This is a genomic window from Marinobacter arenosus, assembly GCF_019264345.1.
Lineage (GTDB): Bacteria > Pseudomonadota > Gammaproteobacteria > Pseudomonadales > Oleiphilaceae > Marinobacter > Marinobacter arenosus.
Genome location: NZ_JAHVAO010000003.1, coordinates 157,540 through 174,495, shown reverse-complemented (window position 1 = coordinate 174,495; position 16,956 = coordinate 157,540). Strand labels below are relative to the sequence as shown.

Genomic DNA, 16,956 nt, shown 5'->3' with positions numbered 1-16,956 from the left:
TGTGTACCGCGTGAAGCAGTTGGATACCACGGTGAATCTCGCCGGCTTCAGTCGATGGCTGGCTGGACAGGGTGTGGCGCACCGGATCACGGAAGAAAACGATCACCAGGTTCTGTGGCTGGAGAATCCTGAGCACGCGGAACCCGTCCTTGCGGCCCTGGAGCGATTTCTTGCTGAGCCTGAGCTGCGAGACGCTGTGGAGCGCCAGCAGCATTCCTCCGTCTTCGTGCGTGGTCGCTGGCAGCCGTCGCCCCGGCATGCGCCCGTTGTACTGGGGCTGATTGTCTTTGCCGTGATCATGGTCTGGGTAACGGCGATGGGGCGTAATGAGCTCGCCGCCGCGCTCATGGTCATCGACCCAAGGAGTTTTGACTGGAGCACCATGGCGGGCCGCGTTGATGCGCTTGCCAACACCCTGGCCAGCGGCCAGGTCTGGCGGTTGTTGACCCCCGATTTCCTGCATTTCAGTTGGACCCATATTATCTTCAATGCGGTCATGCTGTGGTTTCTTGGCAGCCAGATTGAATGGTTCGATGGGCGAGGGCGCTTGATTGTGTTGTTCCTCGGCACCAGTATTTTCTCGAATGGACTTCAGTACCTGGTTTCCGGACCCTTGTTTGGCGGGCTGTCCGGCGTGGTTTATGGCATTCTCGGGTACTGCTGGCTGAGTCAGCGCAAGGTTCCGAGATTTCATTTCCCGCCTGCGCTGGTGACGTTCGCCGTGGTTTGGATGGTGATTGGGTTCACGCCCTTTATGGAACTGTTGGGGTTGGGGCGTATGGCCAATGAAGCCCATCTGGGCGGGTTTGTCAGTGGAGTGGCCCTTGCGCTGCTATTGCCCGTAAGAAAACAGTGACGGCCCATAAAAAAGCCCCGCCAAGGGGCGGGGCATGAAAAGAGCTAGAAGCTCCTGATGAGAGAGACCAAATGATACGACCGTCGTCATTTGGCGAGGGAATGATAATTGTTATCGTTTGCATCTGTCAAACGGTTGAGGCACATTTTTTTGAACGCGTTTCGGGAGAACCGAATGACTTACGATGAACTGATTGAGCGATTGGATCCCAATGTCTACCGGAGCCTCCGCCAGTCGATCGAGCTGGGAAAGTGGCCAGACGGCAGAAAGCTCACACCGGAGCAGCGGGAGATCAGCCTGCAAGCGGTCATCTACTACGAGAACCTGCACCAGGTCCCGGAAGAGGAGCGCACAGGCTACATTGATCGGGGCGCCAAGGCAGGCACCGCCTGTGATCCTTCGGTGCAAAGGGCGAATGCCGGCAAGACTGACATTGATCCGGACCAGTTTGTCGAGGTCAAGTCTTGAGTGATCTGATTGACGTGACGGGTCGGCTGCGCAAAATGCCGGCCGAAGCGGTGGCGCCAGTTTCCTATTCCATTGCGGTAGGCGACAGCCGCATCCCACTGAACGAATTCCTCGGCAAGCGGGTTCGCCTCGACTTTGACGGTGTCATTCGCTGCATCCACTGTGACCGCACCACCAAGAAAAGCTTCAATCAGGGGTACTGTTACCCCTGTTTCCGGAAGCTGGCGGCCTGCGACACTTGCATCATGAGCCCGGAAAAGTGCCATTATCACCTGGGCACCTGCCGTGAGCCGGAGTGGGGCGAAACCCATTGCATGGTCGAGCACGTGGTGTACCTGGCCAATTCGTCCGGCTTGAAAGTCGGAATCACCCGGGGCTCTCAGGTTCCCACCCGCTGGATTGACCAGGGTGCGGTAGAGGCGATTCCCATGGTTCGTGTCGCAACCCGCTACATCGCGGGGTTGGTGGAGGTGGCCTGCAAGAGTCACGTGGCGGACCGGACCAATTGGCGCGCCATGCTGAAAGGGGACGTCCCTGAGCTGAACCTTGCCGACGAGCGCCAGCGCATGCTGGGCCTGATTGCAGGCGATCTGGCGGCATTGCGGGAGACTCATGGCCAGAACGCGATCCAGGAAGTCGATGAGGACGGCCTCGGACTGAGCTACCCGGTTGATGTCTGGCCGGAAAAAATAAAGACTCACAATCTGGACAAGACCCCGGAAGTGGAGGGTGTGCTGGAGGGCATCAAGGGCCAGTACCTCATTCTGGATACCGGGGTCATCAATATCCGGAAGTTCACCGGGTACGAAGTGCGTTTTCGGGTGATGGGCGACTGAACGGCCCATTCCCGCGTGACTGACAACACCTGCCTGCCGGTTTGCCGGTTGGCAGCGGCTGAGTAATCTGGAGATAGACCATGCGTACCAACCAGCCCCAGACCATTTACCTGAGTGAATACCGAGTGCCGGCTTACCTGGTTGATACCGTCGACCTGCGTTTTGAACTGTTCGAAGACGGCGCCCGAGTCCACAGCACCCTGGCTGTCCGTCGCAACCCGGAGTCGGATGCAGGTTCGGTTCCCCTCGAACTTGACGGCGACAGTCTCGTTCTCGAATCCGTGGCCCTGGATGGCAAGGCGCTTGGTGAGGGCGAATTTGAGGATCGTGGAGACAAGTTGATTGTTGAATCGGTGCCCGAGCAGTTCCAGTTGTCAGTGGTGACCTGGATTGAACCTCAGAACAACACCCGGCTCGAGGGTTTGTACAAGTCCTCCGGCATGTTCTGCACCCAGTGTGAGGCGGAAGGATTTCGTTGCATTACTTTCTTCCCGGATCGTCCGGATGTGATGTCCCGGTTCCGCACCCGGGTTGAGGCCGACAAGGCGGCGTACCCGGTCCTCTTGTCGAACGGCAACGATGTGGAGCGGGGTGACCTGGCCGATGGGCGTCACTTTGTCACCTGGGAAGACCCGTTCCCCAAACCCTGTTACCTGTTTGCCCTGGTCGCCGGGGACCTGGTGGAAAAACGCGATACCTTCACGACCGGTTCGGGGCGCGACATCGATCTGCGCATGTACGTTGAGCCGCGCAACGCGGAAAAGTGCGATCACGCCATGGATTCCCTCAAGCGTTCCATGCGCTGGGACGAAGAGACCTACGGGCGTGAATACGATCTCGACATTTTCATGATCGTGGCCGTCGATGATTTCAACATGGGGGCCATGGAAAACAAGGGGCTGAACATCTTCAATTCGTCGTGCGTGCTGGCCAGCCAGGACACGGCGACGGATATGGCGTTCCAGCGCATCGAGGCCATCGTGGCCCACGAGTATTTCCATAACTGGTCCGGTAACCGGGTCACCTGTCGGGACTGGTTCCAGTTGAGTCTCAAGGAAGGCTTCACGGTGTTCCGTGATTCCCAGTTCTCGGCGGATGTAGGTTCCCCGACGGTTAAGCGTATCGAAGACGTCACCTTGCTGCGCACCGCCCAGTTTGCCGAAGACGGTGGCCCGATGGCACACCCGATTCGCCCAGCGTCCTACATGGAAATTTCCAACTTCTACACCCTGACGGTCTACGAAAAGGGTGCGGAAGTGGTGCGAATGATCCACACCCTCCTGGGGCCGGACATGTTCCGCAACGGCAGTGACCTGTATTTCGAGCGCCACGATGGCCAGGCTGTGACCACCGAGGATTTCGTCAAGGCGATGGAGGATGCGTCCGGTCGTGACCTCTCCCAGTTCCAGCTCTGGTATGAACAGGCTGGAACCCCGGTACTCAATGTCTCGGACGATTTCGATGCCGATCAGGGGATCTACCGGCTGACGATCCGGCAGAGCATTCCGGACACACCGGGACAGACGGGTAAGAAACCACAGCATATCCCGTTTGCCCTCGGCCTGCTGGGGAGCCGGGGCGAGTCGCTCCCACTCCGGCTGGAGCCGGATTCCCAGGATGCCCCTGTGGACCGTGTGCTGGAACTGACTGATGACACCCATGTGTTTGAATTCCATGGCCTGGAGGAGCGCCCGGTCCCGTCACTGTTGCGTCAGTTCTCGGCCCCGGTCCGTGTGCATTATCCGTGGACCCGTGAGCAGATGCTGTTTCTGATGAGCCACGATCCCGATGGATTCAATCGCTGGGACGCGGGACAACGCCTGGCGGTGGATGTTATTCAGTCACTGATCGGCGCGCCCAGGGATGCGGCCATTGATGCCCGGTTGGTGACCGCTTACCGTCACCTGATCTCCGATTCCTCCCTTGATCAGGCGCTGGTAGCGAAGATGATGCAGCTGCCGTCGGCGGCGTACCTGATCGAGCTGACGGACAGCGCCGATGCGCCGGCTATTCACGAAGCTCGAGAGCGGGTGCTCAAGCACCTGGCCATTGCCCTTCGTGATGAGTTGGTCGCCTGCTATCGACGCAATATCGAAGAAGGCGACTACCAGGTCACGCCAGAACAGATTGCCCGCAGGAGTCTGCGTAACACGGCATTGGCCTGGCTGCTCCAGATTAACGATGAAGAGGGTCGCGAACTGGCGCTGCGGCAATTCCGCAATGCCGACAATATGACCGACCGGATGGGTGCGCTTCGGGCGCTGGTCAACTCCGACTACGAGGAGGACCGCGAGCAGGTGTTGGAGGCGTTTTACGAGCGCTTCCAGGATGATCCGCAGGTGGTCGAGCAGTGGTTCTCGGTGCAGGCTTCAAGCGATCGTGCCGGGCAGTTGCCTCAGATCCGGGCTTTGCTGGAGCACCGGGCCTTCGACTGGAAAAATCCGAACAAGATTCGTTCCGTGGTGGGTGCCTTTGCCGGCCAGAACCTGGCCGCCTTCCATCACCCTGATGGTTCGGGGTACGACTTCCTGGCCGACCAGGTCTGTCGTCTGGATGACAGCAACCCCCAGATTGCCGCGCGTCTCGTAACCCCTCTGACACGGTGGAAGAAATTTGCCCCGGCCTACAGCGGACAGATGAAATCCGCGCTGGAGCGTATTCGTGATAAGTCGGGCCTGTCCCGTGACGTTTACGAGGTCGTCCACAAGAGCCTGGCCGGTTAACGGGGAGGCTGCGAGCGTCCGGCTGGGATTGTAAGTTGTGGTCACAGCCGGATACAAAATCGCACTTTCGGTCGATAGACAATAATGGCCGATCGGCTAATCTGTGTGAAAGTCTGCGCGTCTCCCGGCAGACGATAATAAAAAGCCCTCAAGAGGCTTCCAGACGGATTAAGGTTACATAATGAGATACAATAAGAACGCTATTCTCGGCGGCCTTATGGCCCTCTCTGTCGCCGCAGCGCCAACGTACGCCGCGGTTTCCTCAAGTGAGGCTGCGCGCCTCGGCAAAGATCTGACGCCTTTCGGTTCTCCCAAGGCGGGGAACGAGGCTGGAACCATTCCCGCCTGGGATGGCGGCATCACCAAGCCACCGGCAAGCTACGAGGGGAGCGGCCAGCACCACCCCAATCCGTTCCCGGACGATGAGGTGCTGTTCACCATCAATGCCAGCAATGCTGACCAGTATTCCGAGCACCTCACGGATGGTCTGAAGGCGATGCTGGAAACCTATCCGACCACGTTCCGGATTCCGGTCTACAAGACCCGCAGGACCCATTCCGTGCCGGACTGGGTTGAAGCCAATACCCGTGAGAATGCCACCAGTGCCGAAATCGTTGGTGAAAGCGCCGGTATTGATGGCGCCTTCGGTGGCTATCCGTTCCCGATTCTGAGCGGCAATGATGAGCAAAAAGCGTGGCAGGTCATCTGGAACCATCTGACCCGCTGGCGTGGTGTCTCACTGACCCGACGTGCCAGTGAAGTGGCGGTTCAGCAGAACGGCGATTACACGTTGGTGACGTCCCAGCAGGAAGCTTTCTTCAACTTCTACAATCCTGAGGGCGGCGAAAATACCCTCGAAAACGTGATCTTCTACTACCTCTCGTTTACCCAGTCTCCGCCCCGCCTGGCCGGTGGTGCGATTCTTGTACACGAGACTATGAACCAGATCATCAACCCGCGTAACGGCTGGGGCTACAACGCTGGGCAGCGTCGGGTTCGCCGGGCACCGAACCTGGGTTACGATTCCCCGATCGCGGCAGCCGATAACCTTCGTACCGCGGATGACACCGATATCTTCAACGGTGCCATGGACCGCTACAACTGGACCTACGAGGGTAAACGGGAAATTTACATCCCGTACAACAACTACGAGATTGCTCAGAAGGGGCTTCCGTACTCCGAAATTCTCGGCATGGCGCATCTCAACCCTGATCTGATGCGTTGGGAGCTGCACAGGGTTCACGTTGTGACGGCCACCCTGAAGGACGGAGAGCGACACATCTACGCCAAGCGTCGCTTCTACGTTGACGAGGACAGCTGGAATACCGCCCTGCTGGACCAGTACGACGGTCGCGGCGAGTTGTGGCGTGTCAGCATGGGTGTACTCAAGAACTATTACGAATTGCCGGGTGTATGGACTACCCTTGAGGCATTCCACGATCTCCAGGCCCGACGCTATCACGTTCAGGGACTGGACACGGAAGAACCGAACACCCGGGTCTTCACCGATGACGTCCCGAACAAGCGGTATTTCTCTCCGGCTTCCCTGCGCCGCCGGAGCGTCCGCTAAGGTTCAGATCATCAGGAGTTTCCCGCGCCCCTAAGGAGTAGGCGCTAGATATACCGGCATCCGAAAGGTTGCCGGTATCTTTGCAGTTAGAGCCGGGATGACCCGGTCAGAGACACACGTAAAAACAACCTATAGGCAATCCGAATGGCTACAAGCTTTATGTGTAAAACCCTGGGTGCAGCGTGCCTTGGGCTTTCCATGGCCTGTGCGTCCCCGGTCGCATTTGCGCTGGCGGACGTTATCGAAACACCAGCGCGACCAACTGAGCTGGCTCCCGTAAGTCTGCTGAATGACGTGGAACGTGCCGGCGATCGTATCGTGGCGATTGGCGAGCGTGGGCACATCATTTACTCAGATGATGAGGGCGACAGCTGGACCCAGGCAGAGGTTCCGGTCTCTGTCACCCTCACTGGCGTCGATTTCGGTAGTGAGACACACGGGTGGGCGGTTGGTCACAGCGGTGTGGTGCTTCATTCGGATGATGCCGGCGAAACCTGGAACCTCCAGTTGACCGGAACACGGGCAGCTGAATTGGCAATTGAAAGCCAGGAGGAGGCCATCGCGGCCATGGAAGAGCGGGTTGAAGCTGCGCCAGAGGATGAAAAATCCGATCTGGAGTGGGCGCTGGACGACCTCTACTTTGCGCTTGAGAACATGCAGGCGGACCTCGACATTGGTCCGGTCAACCCGTTCCTGGATGTGTGGTTTGCCGATAAGAACTCAGGGTTTGTGATCGGTGCCTACGGCATGCTCTTCCACACCGACGATGGTGGCGAGACGTGGCAGGACTGGTCGCCAAAGCTTCAAAATCCCCAGAACTTCCACCTGAACGCCATCTCGTCAATCGGTGGCGGCGCGATGGTGATCGTGGGCGAAGCGGGTCAGATCCACGTCTCGGTAGATGAGGGGCAGACCTGGGAGCAGCGTGAAGGCCCGTATCCCGGCTCGCTGTTTGGCGTGATCGGTACCGGTCGGGTGAACGAAATCCTGGCGTTTGGTCTTCGCGGGACGCTGATGTTCTCGACGGACCTTGGCAAGTCCTGGTCCATGGTCAGTACCGGTTCCACCGCAACACTGAATGACGGCTTTGCCGAGGATTCCCGAATTGTGCTGGTCGGCAACAGTGGTGCCGTTCTCACCAGCGGTAACGGTGGTGATACCTTCCGTGAGTACCTGCGTGACGACCGCCAGGGCGTCATGAGTGTAGTGCCGGTTTCGGGTACCAACCTGCTGCTGGTTGGTGAAGGTGGCGTGAAAGTGACCGATGCCAAAGGCAAAAACCTTCAATAACGCCCTGATGTGGCAACAACCGAACAGAAAATAGAGGGGCTTTTGAATGTCCAACCCTAAGCATGACAAGGGCGAACATTACCTGACGACGCCAAAGGCGGAGCCGTTTCTGGAACGCGTGATTTTCAATAACCGCGCGGCCATCCTGATTGGCTTTTTATTCGTTACCCTGTTCCTGGGGTACAACGCGGCGAAAATTCAGCCTGACGCCAGCTTTGAGCGGATGATTCCGCTCCAGCATCCATACATCATCAACATGCTGGATCACCGGGACGATCTCCAGAATCTCGGTAACTTTGTCCGCATCGCGGTTGAAGTCAAGGAGGGTGACATCTTCAGCGCCGAGTATATGGAGACGCTGAAGCAGATTACCGACGAGGTTTTTTACCTGGACGGCGTGGACCGTTCCGGACTCAAGTCCATGTGGACCTCCAACGTCCGCTGGGTTGAAGTGACCGAACAGGGCTTCCAGGGCGGTACTGTTATTCCCGACAACTACGATGGCTCTGACACAAGCCTGGAGCAGCTTCGTCAGAATGCGCTGCGTTCGAACGAAGTCGGGCGTCTGATCGCGGACAATTTCAAATCCACGATCGTCTACGCGCCACTTTACGAGAAGAACCCTGAGACCGGTCAGCCGCTCGATTACGGCGAGTTCTCCCGTCAACTCGAAGAGAAGATCCGTCAGAAGTACGAAGCCCAGAATCCCAATATCGACATCCACATCGTGGGCTTCGCCAAGAAAGTGGGCGACCTGATCGAGGGGATCGGCTCAATCGCCTGGTTCGCTGGTATCACCATTTTGCTGACGACTCTGCTGCTGTTCTGGTATTCCCGGTGCATCGCGGGCACGCTGGTTCCGGTTTTCACCTCGATTATCGCCGTATTCTGGCAGTTGGGTGCGTTGCGCCTGCTTGGCTATGGTCTGGATCCCTATTCGGTCCTGGTGCCTTTCCTGGTGTTCGCGATCGGTATCAGTCACGGGGTTCAGATTGTGAACGCCATGGCGGTGGAATCGGCCAAAGGCTTTGATGCAATTACGGCGGCGCGTCTGGCGTTCCGTGCCCTCTACATCCCCGGCATGTTGGCATTGATCTCCGATGCTTTCGGCTTCCTGACCCTGTTCTTCATCGAGATCGATGTTATCCGCGATCTGGCGGTGGCTGCTGGTATTGGTGTCGCCTTCGTCATCGTCACCAACCTGGTTCTGCACGTGCTGATCATGTCCTACGTGGGGATTTCCAAGGGCGGTGTTCGTCATGTTCAGAATCACGGAGAAAAGCAGGATCGCAAGTGGCGCGTATTGTCGTACTTCTCCCATCCGGGTGTGGCGCCGATTTCGCTGCTGATCGCGGTCATTGGCCTGGGGCTTGGTCTCTATTACAAACAGGACCTGAAGGTGGGCGACCTCGATCGCGGTGCGCCGGAACTGCGCGCGGATTCGCGCTACAACCAGGATAATGCCTTCATCATCGATAACTATTCCACCAGTGCCGACGTGCTCGTGGTCATGGTGAAGACCCCGGTCGAGCAGTGCACCCAGTACGACGTGCTGCGTGCCATGGATAGTCTCCAGTGGGAATTGCAGAACACACCGGGCGTTCAGTCCACTGCGTCCCTGGCGGATGTCTCCAAGATTGTGACCAAGGCGCTGAACGAGGGTAACTGGAAGTGGTTCGAGATTTCCCGCAACCAGACCATCATCAACGCATCCATCCGGAATGCACCGTCCGGTCTCATCAACACGGATTGCAGCCTGACACCGGTACTGGTGTTCCTGGAGGATCACAAAGCCGAGACCCTGCAGACGGCGGTTGAGCGGGTCGAGGAATTTGCGTCCAACAACAGCAACGAAAACCACACGTTCCTTCTGGCAGCGGGTAATGCGGGTGTCGAAGCCGCCACCAACGAAGTTATCTCCAACGCCAAGGACCTGATGCTGATGATGGTCTACGGTGTGGTGAGCCTGCTGTGTCTGCTCACGTTCCGGTCCATTCGCGCCGTGCTGTGTATCGTTATCCCGCTGGGTCTGACGTCGATCCTGTGTGAGGCGATCATGGCGGTCTCCGGTATCGGTATCAAGGTGGCGACCTTGCCGGTAATTGCGCTGGGTGTCGGTATCGGTGTGGACTACGGTATCTACATCTACAGCAAGCTTGAGAAGTTCTTGCTGGAAGGTAAGACGCTTCAGGATGCGTACTTCGAGACCCTGCGTTCGACCGGTAAGGCGGTTATGTTTACCGGCGTAACGCTTGGTCTGGGCGTGGTGACCTGGATCTTCTCTCCGATCAAGTTCCAGGCCGACATGGGCTTCCTCTTGTTCTTCATGTTCCTCTGGAACATGGTGGGAGCCATCTGGCTGCTACCGGCTCTGGCGCGCTTCCTGCTGCGTCCGGACCGCATGCTGGCCAAGGCCCGCGCCGCGAAGTAGTCCCGGCAAGGACCCGCAAAAAAGCCCGCTCTGCGGGCTTTTTTGTTGTCTGGTCAAAAGGTTAGCCGGGAAACGCGTACTTTATTTATAGTCTGAACTGGTCTATGTTCTAAGACGAACCCAAGCTTGTCCTCAGGAAATGACGGGCTTTTTATTACAACTATCAGAAGAAGGAAGAACTCACATGACCCTGAAACATAAGGTATCAGCGCTCGCTGCTGCAGCCGCCGTCAGCTTCGGTGTGGCCTCAACTTCGGTTTCCGCGCAAGAGCAGCGTTTTGTGACGATTGGCACTGGTGGTGTGACCGGCGTTTATTACCCGGCGGGTGGTGCAATCTGCCGTCTGGTGAACATGGACCGTAAAGAGCACGGTATCCGTTGTTCGGTTGAGAGCACCGGTGGTTCGGTATACAACCTGAACGCGATTCGCCAGGGTGAGCTCGATCTTGCCGTTGCCCAATCCGACTGGCAGTACCACGCCTACAATGGCACCAGCCAGTTCAAGGACGATGGCGCCAACAAGGACCTGCGTGCGGTCTTCTCCCTGCACCCGGAGCCGTTCACCGTGGTTGCCAGCAAGGGTTCCGGAATCACTACCTTTGAAGATCTCGAAGGCAAGCGGGTTTCCGTGGGTAACCCAGGTTCCGGTCAGCGTGCCACGGCCGAAGTGCTGATGGAGGAAATGGGCTGGACCCTGGACAAATTCTCCCTCGCGGCCGAGCTCAAGGCGGCGGAGCAGTCCCAGGCGCTCTGCGATGGCAACATCGATGCGTTCTTCTACACCGTTGGCCATCCGTCCGGTTCCATCAAAGAGGCAACGACCTCCTGTGACAGCGTCCTGGTCAACGTCGAAAACGACGCGACCGCCAAGCTCATTTCCGAAAACCCGTATTACCGCGAAGCCACCATTCCGGGCGGCATGTACCGTGGTAGCGACGAGGATGTAACCACCTTTGGTGTGGCTGCAACCTTCGTGTCATCCACCGACGTTCCGGACGAGGTGGTTTACGAGGTCGTCAAGGCGGTGTTCGAGAACTTCGACAGCTTCAAGCGTCTGCACCCGGCCTTTTCCAACCTGAAGAAAGAGGAAATGGTAACCGACGCTCTGAGTGCGCCCCTGCACCCAGGTGCGGCGAAGTACTACAAGGAAGCCGGCCTGATCGACTGATCAGTCGCTGCTTCACTTTGGCCGCCGGCGCTTCCTGCCGGCGGCTACGACTGACCCTCCCGTTTTCCTCCGACAGGATTCAGCTATGAGCAATAGCGACCCGAGAGCCGGGAATGACATCGACCGACAGAAAGTCGAAGAGTTTCTTCAGACCGAATCCGGTGGGAGAGCAACGACTGGCGCAGCCGCTGTCATTCTGTTTGTCATCCCTCTGCTCTGGTCTCTTTTTCAGCTATGGATAGCGTCACCGCTACCGTACATTTTCGAGATCGGCGTCTTTAATTCCACGGAGTCGCGATCGATTCACCTGGCCTTTGCCGCGTTTCTCGCGTTCGCCGCGTTCCCGATGATCCGCGGAAAGCATGCCAACCATGTCCCGGTTTATGACTGGGTCCTTGCACTGGCAGCGGCCTTCGCTGCGTCTTATCTCTATATTTTCTACGATCAGCTCGCAACGCGGCCGGGTGCTCCGAATACCCAGGACATGGTTGTCGCTCTGGGCGGGCTGGTTCTGCTTCTTGAGGCCACCCGGCGCTCGCTTGGCCTGCCGCTGACCATCGTCGCCGGGGTCTTCATCGTCTATTCCCTTGCCGGTCCCTACATGCCGGACGTTATTTCTCACAAGGGCGCGAGCCTGAGTAAGCTGGCGTCGCACCAGTGGCTTGGTACCGAAGGGGTGTTTGGTGTCGCGCTGGGTGTTTCAACCAGCTTCGTATTCCTGTTTGTTCTCTTCGGCGCGCTGCTTGAACGGGCCGGTGCGGGGAACTATTTCATTCAGGTTGCCTATGCGTTGCTTGGCCACATGCGCGGCGGCCCTGCAAAAGCTGCCGTTGTGTCCAGTGGCCTGAGTGGCGTCATTTCCGGTTCTTCCATTGCCAATGTCGTTACCACCGGAACGTTTACCATTCCGCTGATGAAGCGGGTGGGCTTTCCGGCCACCAAGGCCGGCGCCGTTGAGGTTGCTGCCTCGACCAACGGTCAACTGACGCCGCCGATCATGGGGGCGGCAGCCTTTTTGATGGTGGAGTATGTGGGTATCTCCTACCTGGAGGTCATCAAGCACGCGATTCTGCCTGCGATGATTTCCTATGTGGCGCTCATCTACATCGTTCATCTTGAAGCCTGCAAGCTGAATATGAAGGGGATCGAGCGTCTGGACCGTCCCACGCTCGCTCAGCGCATGCTCAACTGGGTGGTAATCCTGCTGGGGCTCAGCATCCTGACACTGGTGGTTTATTACGGCATCGGCTGGATGAAGGACTGGCTGGGCGCTGCAGCCGTGTGGGTTCTCACGCCGCTACTGGTCTTGATTTACGTTGGGCTGGTTGGCTACGCGACCCGTTTTCCTGCGCTTGAGGAAGACGATCCGGATAAAGCCATGGACGAGTTGCCGCCAGTCGGGCCCACGGTCAAGACTGGCCTCTACTTTCTGTTGCCGGTCGTGGTCCTGGTCTGGTGCCTGACGGTCGAACGCTTCTCGCCCCAACTGTCCGCGTTCTGGGCCACGGTGTTCATGATTTTCATTGTCATCACCCAGGGCCCGTTGAAGGCGTTCTTCCACAAGCAGGGACACTATGGTCATCAGCTCAAACAGGGCGGCATTGACCTGGCCCACTCGCTGGTGACGGGTGCCCGAAACATGGTGGGCATTGGTGTGGCGACCGCTACCGCCGGCATTGTCGTTGGAACCGTGACATTGACCGGCATCGGCCTGGTGATGACCCAGTTCGTGGAGTTTATCTCCGGCGGTAATCTGCTGCTGATGCTGATCTTTACCGCCATCATAAGTCTGATCCTTGGGATGGGGCTGCCGACCACCGCGAACTACATCGTTGTATCGACCCTGATGGCGCCAGTCATTGTCACCTTGGGTGCGGCCAACGGCCTGTTGGTTCCGCTGATCGCGGTCCACCTGTTTGTGTTCTATTTCGGGATCCTGGCGGACGACACGCCGCCCGTCGGGCTGGCGGCGTATGCCGCCGCGGCCATATCCGGAGCCGATCCGATACGAACGGGTGTCCAGGGTTTCACCTACGACATCCGCACCGCCATTCTGCCGTTCATGTTCATCTTCAATACCCAGTTATTGCTGATCGGACTGACGGGCTGGGTGGACCTGCTGGTGACGATTTTCAGTGCGGTGACCGCCATGCTGGTTTTCTCGGCAGCAACCCAGGGGTTCTGGTTTACCAAGACCCGCTGGTGGGAAACGGTGTTGTTGCTGCTCATCACCTTCACGCTGTTCCGCCCGGGTTTCTGGTGGGACATGGTCTATCCGCCGACGGAGAACCGGCCCGGGGCCGAAGTGCTTGAATACGTGGATGAGGTGCCTGCCGGTGAACCCATTATCATTCAGGCCTCTGGTATGTCGATTGATGGTGAAGAAGTGTCGAAATACCTGAGGCTGCCGCTGCCCGAGGCGGAAACACCGGCCCAGCGACTGGCCGCTGCGGGGCTTGAGGTGTCGCCGCAGGGTGAGCAGATGGTCGTGGATTTTGTAAGCTTTGGCAGCATTGCGGAGCAGGCGGGTATCAGCTTCGGTTGGAGCATTGATGCGGTGCAGGTGCAGAAAGAACGTCCTCCGAAAGAGCTGATGTTCATTCCGGCCCTGATCCTGCTGGCAATACTCGCCTTCGGCCAGCTTCGACGACGCGCACGAGAGGGCGGAGAACCTCAGACTGCCTGACCTTTTGGCCCCGATGGCTCCGTGAAAACCCGGCATTAACCTGCCGGGTTTTTTTCTGTTAGACTCCCGGTCGAATCGGCCCGCGGTTTGTATCGTGGAACGCCGTCATCATGTGATCTCTGGTATAGATCACCGCTGAGTAACCAACTGGAGTGTTTTCATGCCCGTCGTAACTTTGCCGGATGGCAGCCATCGCAGTTTTGCAGAACCCGTATCCGTTCATGACGTCGCCGCCGACATCGGCGCTGGTCTGGCGAAGGCCGCACTGGCTGGCCGCGTGAATGGCAAGCTGGTAGACACCAGCTACCGCATTGAAGACGATGCCGATCTGGCGATCATCACAGATCGCGATGACGACGGTGTCGATATTATCCGCCACTCAACGGCCCACCTTCTGGCCATGGCGGTAAAAGAACTGTTCCCGTCGGCACAGGTCACCATTGGCCCGGTCATCGACAACGGCTTCTACTACGACTTCAAGTTCGACCGCCCGTTTACCAACGAAGACCTGGCGCGCATCGAAAACCGGATGGAAGAGCTGTCCAAGCAGGATATTCCCGTTTCCCGTTCCGTGCTGTCCCGCGACGAGGCGGTGAAGCTGTTTGACGACATGGGTGAGGAATACAAGGTCCGGATCATCGAGGACATTCCGGGCAACGAAGACCTGTCATTCTACCGTCAGGGCGATTTCATCGACCTGTGCCGCGGCCCGCATGTGCCCAGCACCGGTAAGCTCAAGGCGTTCAAGCTGACCAAGGTGGCCGGCGCCTACTGGCGCGGCGACACCAGCAACGAGCAACTCCAGCGTGTCTACGGCACCGCCTGGGGCAACAAGAAAGACCTCAAGGCCTATCTGCACCGCCTGGAGGAAGCCGAGAAGCGGGACCACCGCAAGATCGGCAAGAAGCTGAATCTGTTCCACATGCAGGAAGAAGCACCGGGCATGGTGTTCTGGCATCCGGATGGCTGGTCGCTGTACCAGGAAATTGAACAGTATATGCGCGACATGCTGCACAACCACGGCTACAAAGAGATCAAGACGCCGCAAGTGGTTTCCCGCGCGCTGTGGGAGAGGTCTGGCCATTGGGACAAGTTCCACGATGACATGTTCACGACCGAATCGGAAAAGCACGACTACGCCATCAAGCCGATGAACTGCCCGTGTCACATTCAGGTCTTCAATCAGGGCCTGAAGAGTTACAAGGACCTTCCCCTGCGGCTGGCCGAGTTTGGGTCGTGTCACCGGAATGAAGCGTCCGGGGCGCTGCACGGCCTGATGCGCGTGCGCGGCTTTACCCAGGACGATGCGCATATTTTCTGTGAGGAAGACGCGATTCAGGAGGAGGTCTCCCGGTTTATCGACCTTCTGCACGAGGTGTACAAGGATTTCGGCTTCGACCAGATCCTCTACAAACTGTCCACGCGTCCGGAGAAGCGCGTCGGTTCCGACGAAGTGTGGGACAAATCCGAGGCCGCACTGGAAGAAGCCCTGAACCGCGAGGGCGTTGACTGGGAACTGTTGCCCGGTGAAGGCGCGTTCTACGGTCCGAAAATCGAATTCTCGCTGAAGGACTGTATCGGCCGGGTCTGGCAGTGTGGCACCATTCAGGTGGATTTCTCCATGCCGGGTCGTCTGGGCGCGCAGTACGTTGCCGATAATTCCGAGCGGAAAACGCCGGTGATGCTGCACCGTGCGGTGCTTGGCTCGTTTGAGCGTTTCATTGGTATTCTGATAGAAGAGTATGAGGGCGCATTCCCGACCTGGTTGGCGCCGACTCAGGTTGCCATACTCAATATCACCGACAATCAGCGCGAATATTGTCAGAATCTGGCGAAAAAGTTGGATTCTTTGGGCTATAGGGTTAATGCTGACTTGAGAAACGAGAAGATCGGCTTTAAAATCCGCGAGCATACTCTTAACAAGGTTCCCTATCTTGTCGTTGTCGGTGACAAAGAAATCGAGAACAACGCTGTTGCGGTGAGAACCCGCAAAGGTGAAGATTTGGGAACACTATCGCTTGAAGCGTTTGAACAGCTTTTACAGAAAGATGTTGAGCGCAAGGGCAAAACAAAGACGGAGATCTAATTATTAAACAGCGAGCGAATCGGGGTGGGCGTACACCAAAGGCGCCGATCAATGAGAATATTGACGCAACCGAAGTCCGACTGATTGATGCAGAAGGCAATCAGGTCGGTGTAGTACCAATTGAGGATGCCTTGAAACAAGCAGAAGAGGCATCGCTTGACCTGGTCCAGGTTACGGATTCCGATCCGATCGTCTGTAAGATAATGGACTACGGCAAGAAAATCTTCGACGAGAAGAAGGCCAAGGCGGCTGCCAAGAAAAAGCAGAAGCAGACGCAGGTCAAAGAGCTTAAGTTCCGACCAGGAACTGAAGAAGGGGATTATCAGGTCAAACTACGCAACCTGGTACGTTTCCTTGAAAACGGGGACCGCGGCAAAATCACTATTCGCTTCCGTGGGCGTGAGATGGCACACCAGGAAATTGGTATGAAACTCATGGCCCGCATCGAGACGGATATTGAGGAGCTGGCAACGGTGGAGATGCGGCCGAAAATGGAAGGCCGTCAGATGACCATGATTGTGGCGCCCCGAAAAAAGAAGTGAACCTGATCGGGTGATGATCCCCCGCGCATGCGGGGGATTTGTCGTTCAGGGGCACATTTGTTGTTCTTAAAAATAGAATGCGGAGTTTTAAAAATGCCTAAGATGAAAACCAAAAGCGGAGCCACGAAACGGTTCAAGAAAACCGCCACTGGCTTCAAGCACAAGCAGTCCTTCACCAGTCATATCTTGACCAAGAAGAGCCCCAAGCGTAAGCGTCAGCTTCGTGGTACCAAGCTGATTGCCAAGTCTGATGTGGCATCCATCAAGCGTATGACGGCGTGCTGATAGCACGCTAATTAT

At 57.4% G+C, this 16,956-nt stretch carries 12 protein-coding genes; all 12 read left to right on the top strand.

The features are described 5' to 3' along the window. Position 1: 1 nt before the first annotated feature. Complete coding sequence (locus KXD86_RS16780) at positions 2–856, top strand: rhomboid family intramembrane serine protease (protein WP_218637307.1); 855 nt, start codon at positions 2–4, stop codon at positions 854–856. A gap of 174 nt (positions 857–1,030) precedes the next feature. Continuing rightward, positions 1,031–1,324: a YeaC family protein gene (locus KXD86_RS16775; protein ID WP_218637306.1), complete on the top strand. Its 294-nt coding sequence runs from the start codon at positions 1,031–1,033 to the stop codon at positions 1,322–1,324. Beyond that, positions 1,321–2,160 (top strand): DUF2797 domain-containing protein, encoded by an 840-nt coding sequence (locus tag KXD86_RS16770; protein ID WP_218637305.1) that lies wholly within the window; start codon positions 1,321–1,323, stop codon positions 2,158–2,160. Before KXD86_RS16775 ends, KXD86_RS16770 begins: the two co-directional genes overlap by 4 nt. 80 nt (positions 2,161–2,240) lie before the next feature. Then, positions 2,241–4,883 (top strand): aminopeptidase N, encoded by a 2,643-nt coding sequence (gene pepN / locus KXD86_RS16765; protein ID WP_218637304.1) that lies wholly within the window; start codon positions 2,241–2,243, stop codon positions 4,881–4,883. Positions 4,884–5,064: 181 nt separating this feature from the next. Next, on the top strand, positions 5,065–6,453 hold the full coding sequence (locus KXD86_RS16760) for a DUF1329 domain-containing protein (RefSeq protein ID WP_218637303.1): 1,389 nt from the start codon (positions 5,065–5,067) through the stop codon (positions 6,451–6,453). 144 nt (positions 6,454–6,597) lie between these two features. Continuing rightward, positions 6,598–7,743 carry a WD40/YVTN/BNR-like repeat-containing protein gene (locus KXD86_RS16755; RefSeq protein WP_228739650.1) on the top strand — a complete coding sequence of 382 codons (1,146 nt, stop codon included), beginning with the start codon at positions 6,598–6,600 and terminating at the stop codon, positions 7,741–7,743. Between the two features lie 46 nt (positions 7,744–7,789). Then, entirely contained in the window at positions 7,790–10,174 is a 2,385-nt protein-coding gene (locus KXD86_RS16750) for an efflux RND transporter permease subunit (RefSeq protein WP_218637302.1), read from the top strand. Between the two features lie 184 nt (positions 10,175–10,358). Further along, positions 10,359–11,342 carry a TAXI family TRAP transporter solute-binding subunit gene (locus KXD86_RS16745; RefSeq protein ID WP_218637301.1) on the top strand — a complete coding sequence of 328 codons (984 nt, stop codon included), beginning with the start codon at positions 10,359–10,361 and terminating at the stop codon, positions 11,340–11,342. Positions 11,343–11,427: 85 nt separating this feature from the next. Further along, positions 11,428–14,028 (top strand): TRAP transporter permease, encoded by a 2,601-nt coding sequence (locus tag KXD86_RS16740; RefSeq protein ID WP_218637300.1) that lies wholly within the window; start codon positions 11,428–11,430, stop codon positions 14,026–14,028. Positions 14,029–14,188: 160 nt separating this feature from the next. Then, positions 14,189–16,114 (top strand): threonine--tRNA ligase, encoded by a 1,926-nt coding sequence (gene thrS / locus KXD86_RS16735; protein ID WP_218637299.1) that lies wholly within the window; start codon positions 14,189–14,191, stop codon positions 16,112–16,114. A gap of 2 nt (positions 16,115–16,116) precedes the next feature. Beyond that, positions 16,117–16,656 carry a translation initiation factor IF-3 gene (gene infC, locus KXD86_RS16730; protein ID WP_218637411.1) on the top strand — a complete coding sequence of 180 codons (540 nt, stop codon included), beginning with the start codon at positions 16,117–16,119 and terminating at the stop codon, positions 16,654–16,656. Positions 16,657–16,749: 93 nt separating this feature from the next. Then, the gene (gene rpmI, locus KXD86_RS16725; protein WP_007151842.1) at positions 16,750–16,941 is read left to right on the top strand and encodes a 50S ribosomal protein L35; all 192 of its coding nucleotides are present in this window, start codon (positions 16,750–16,752) and stop codon (positions 16,939–16,941) included. Positions 16,942–16,956: the final 15 nt, after the last annotated feature.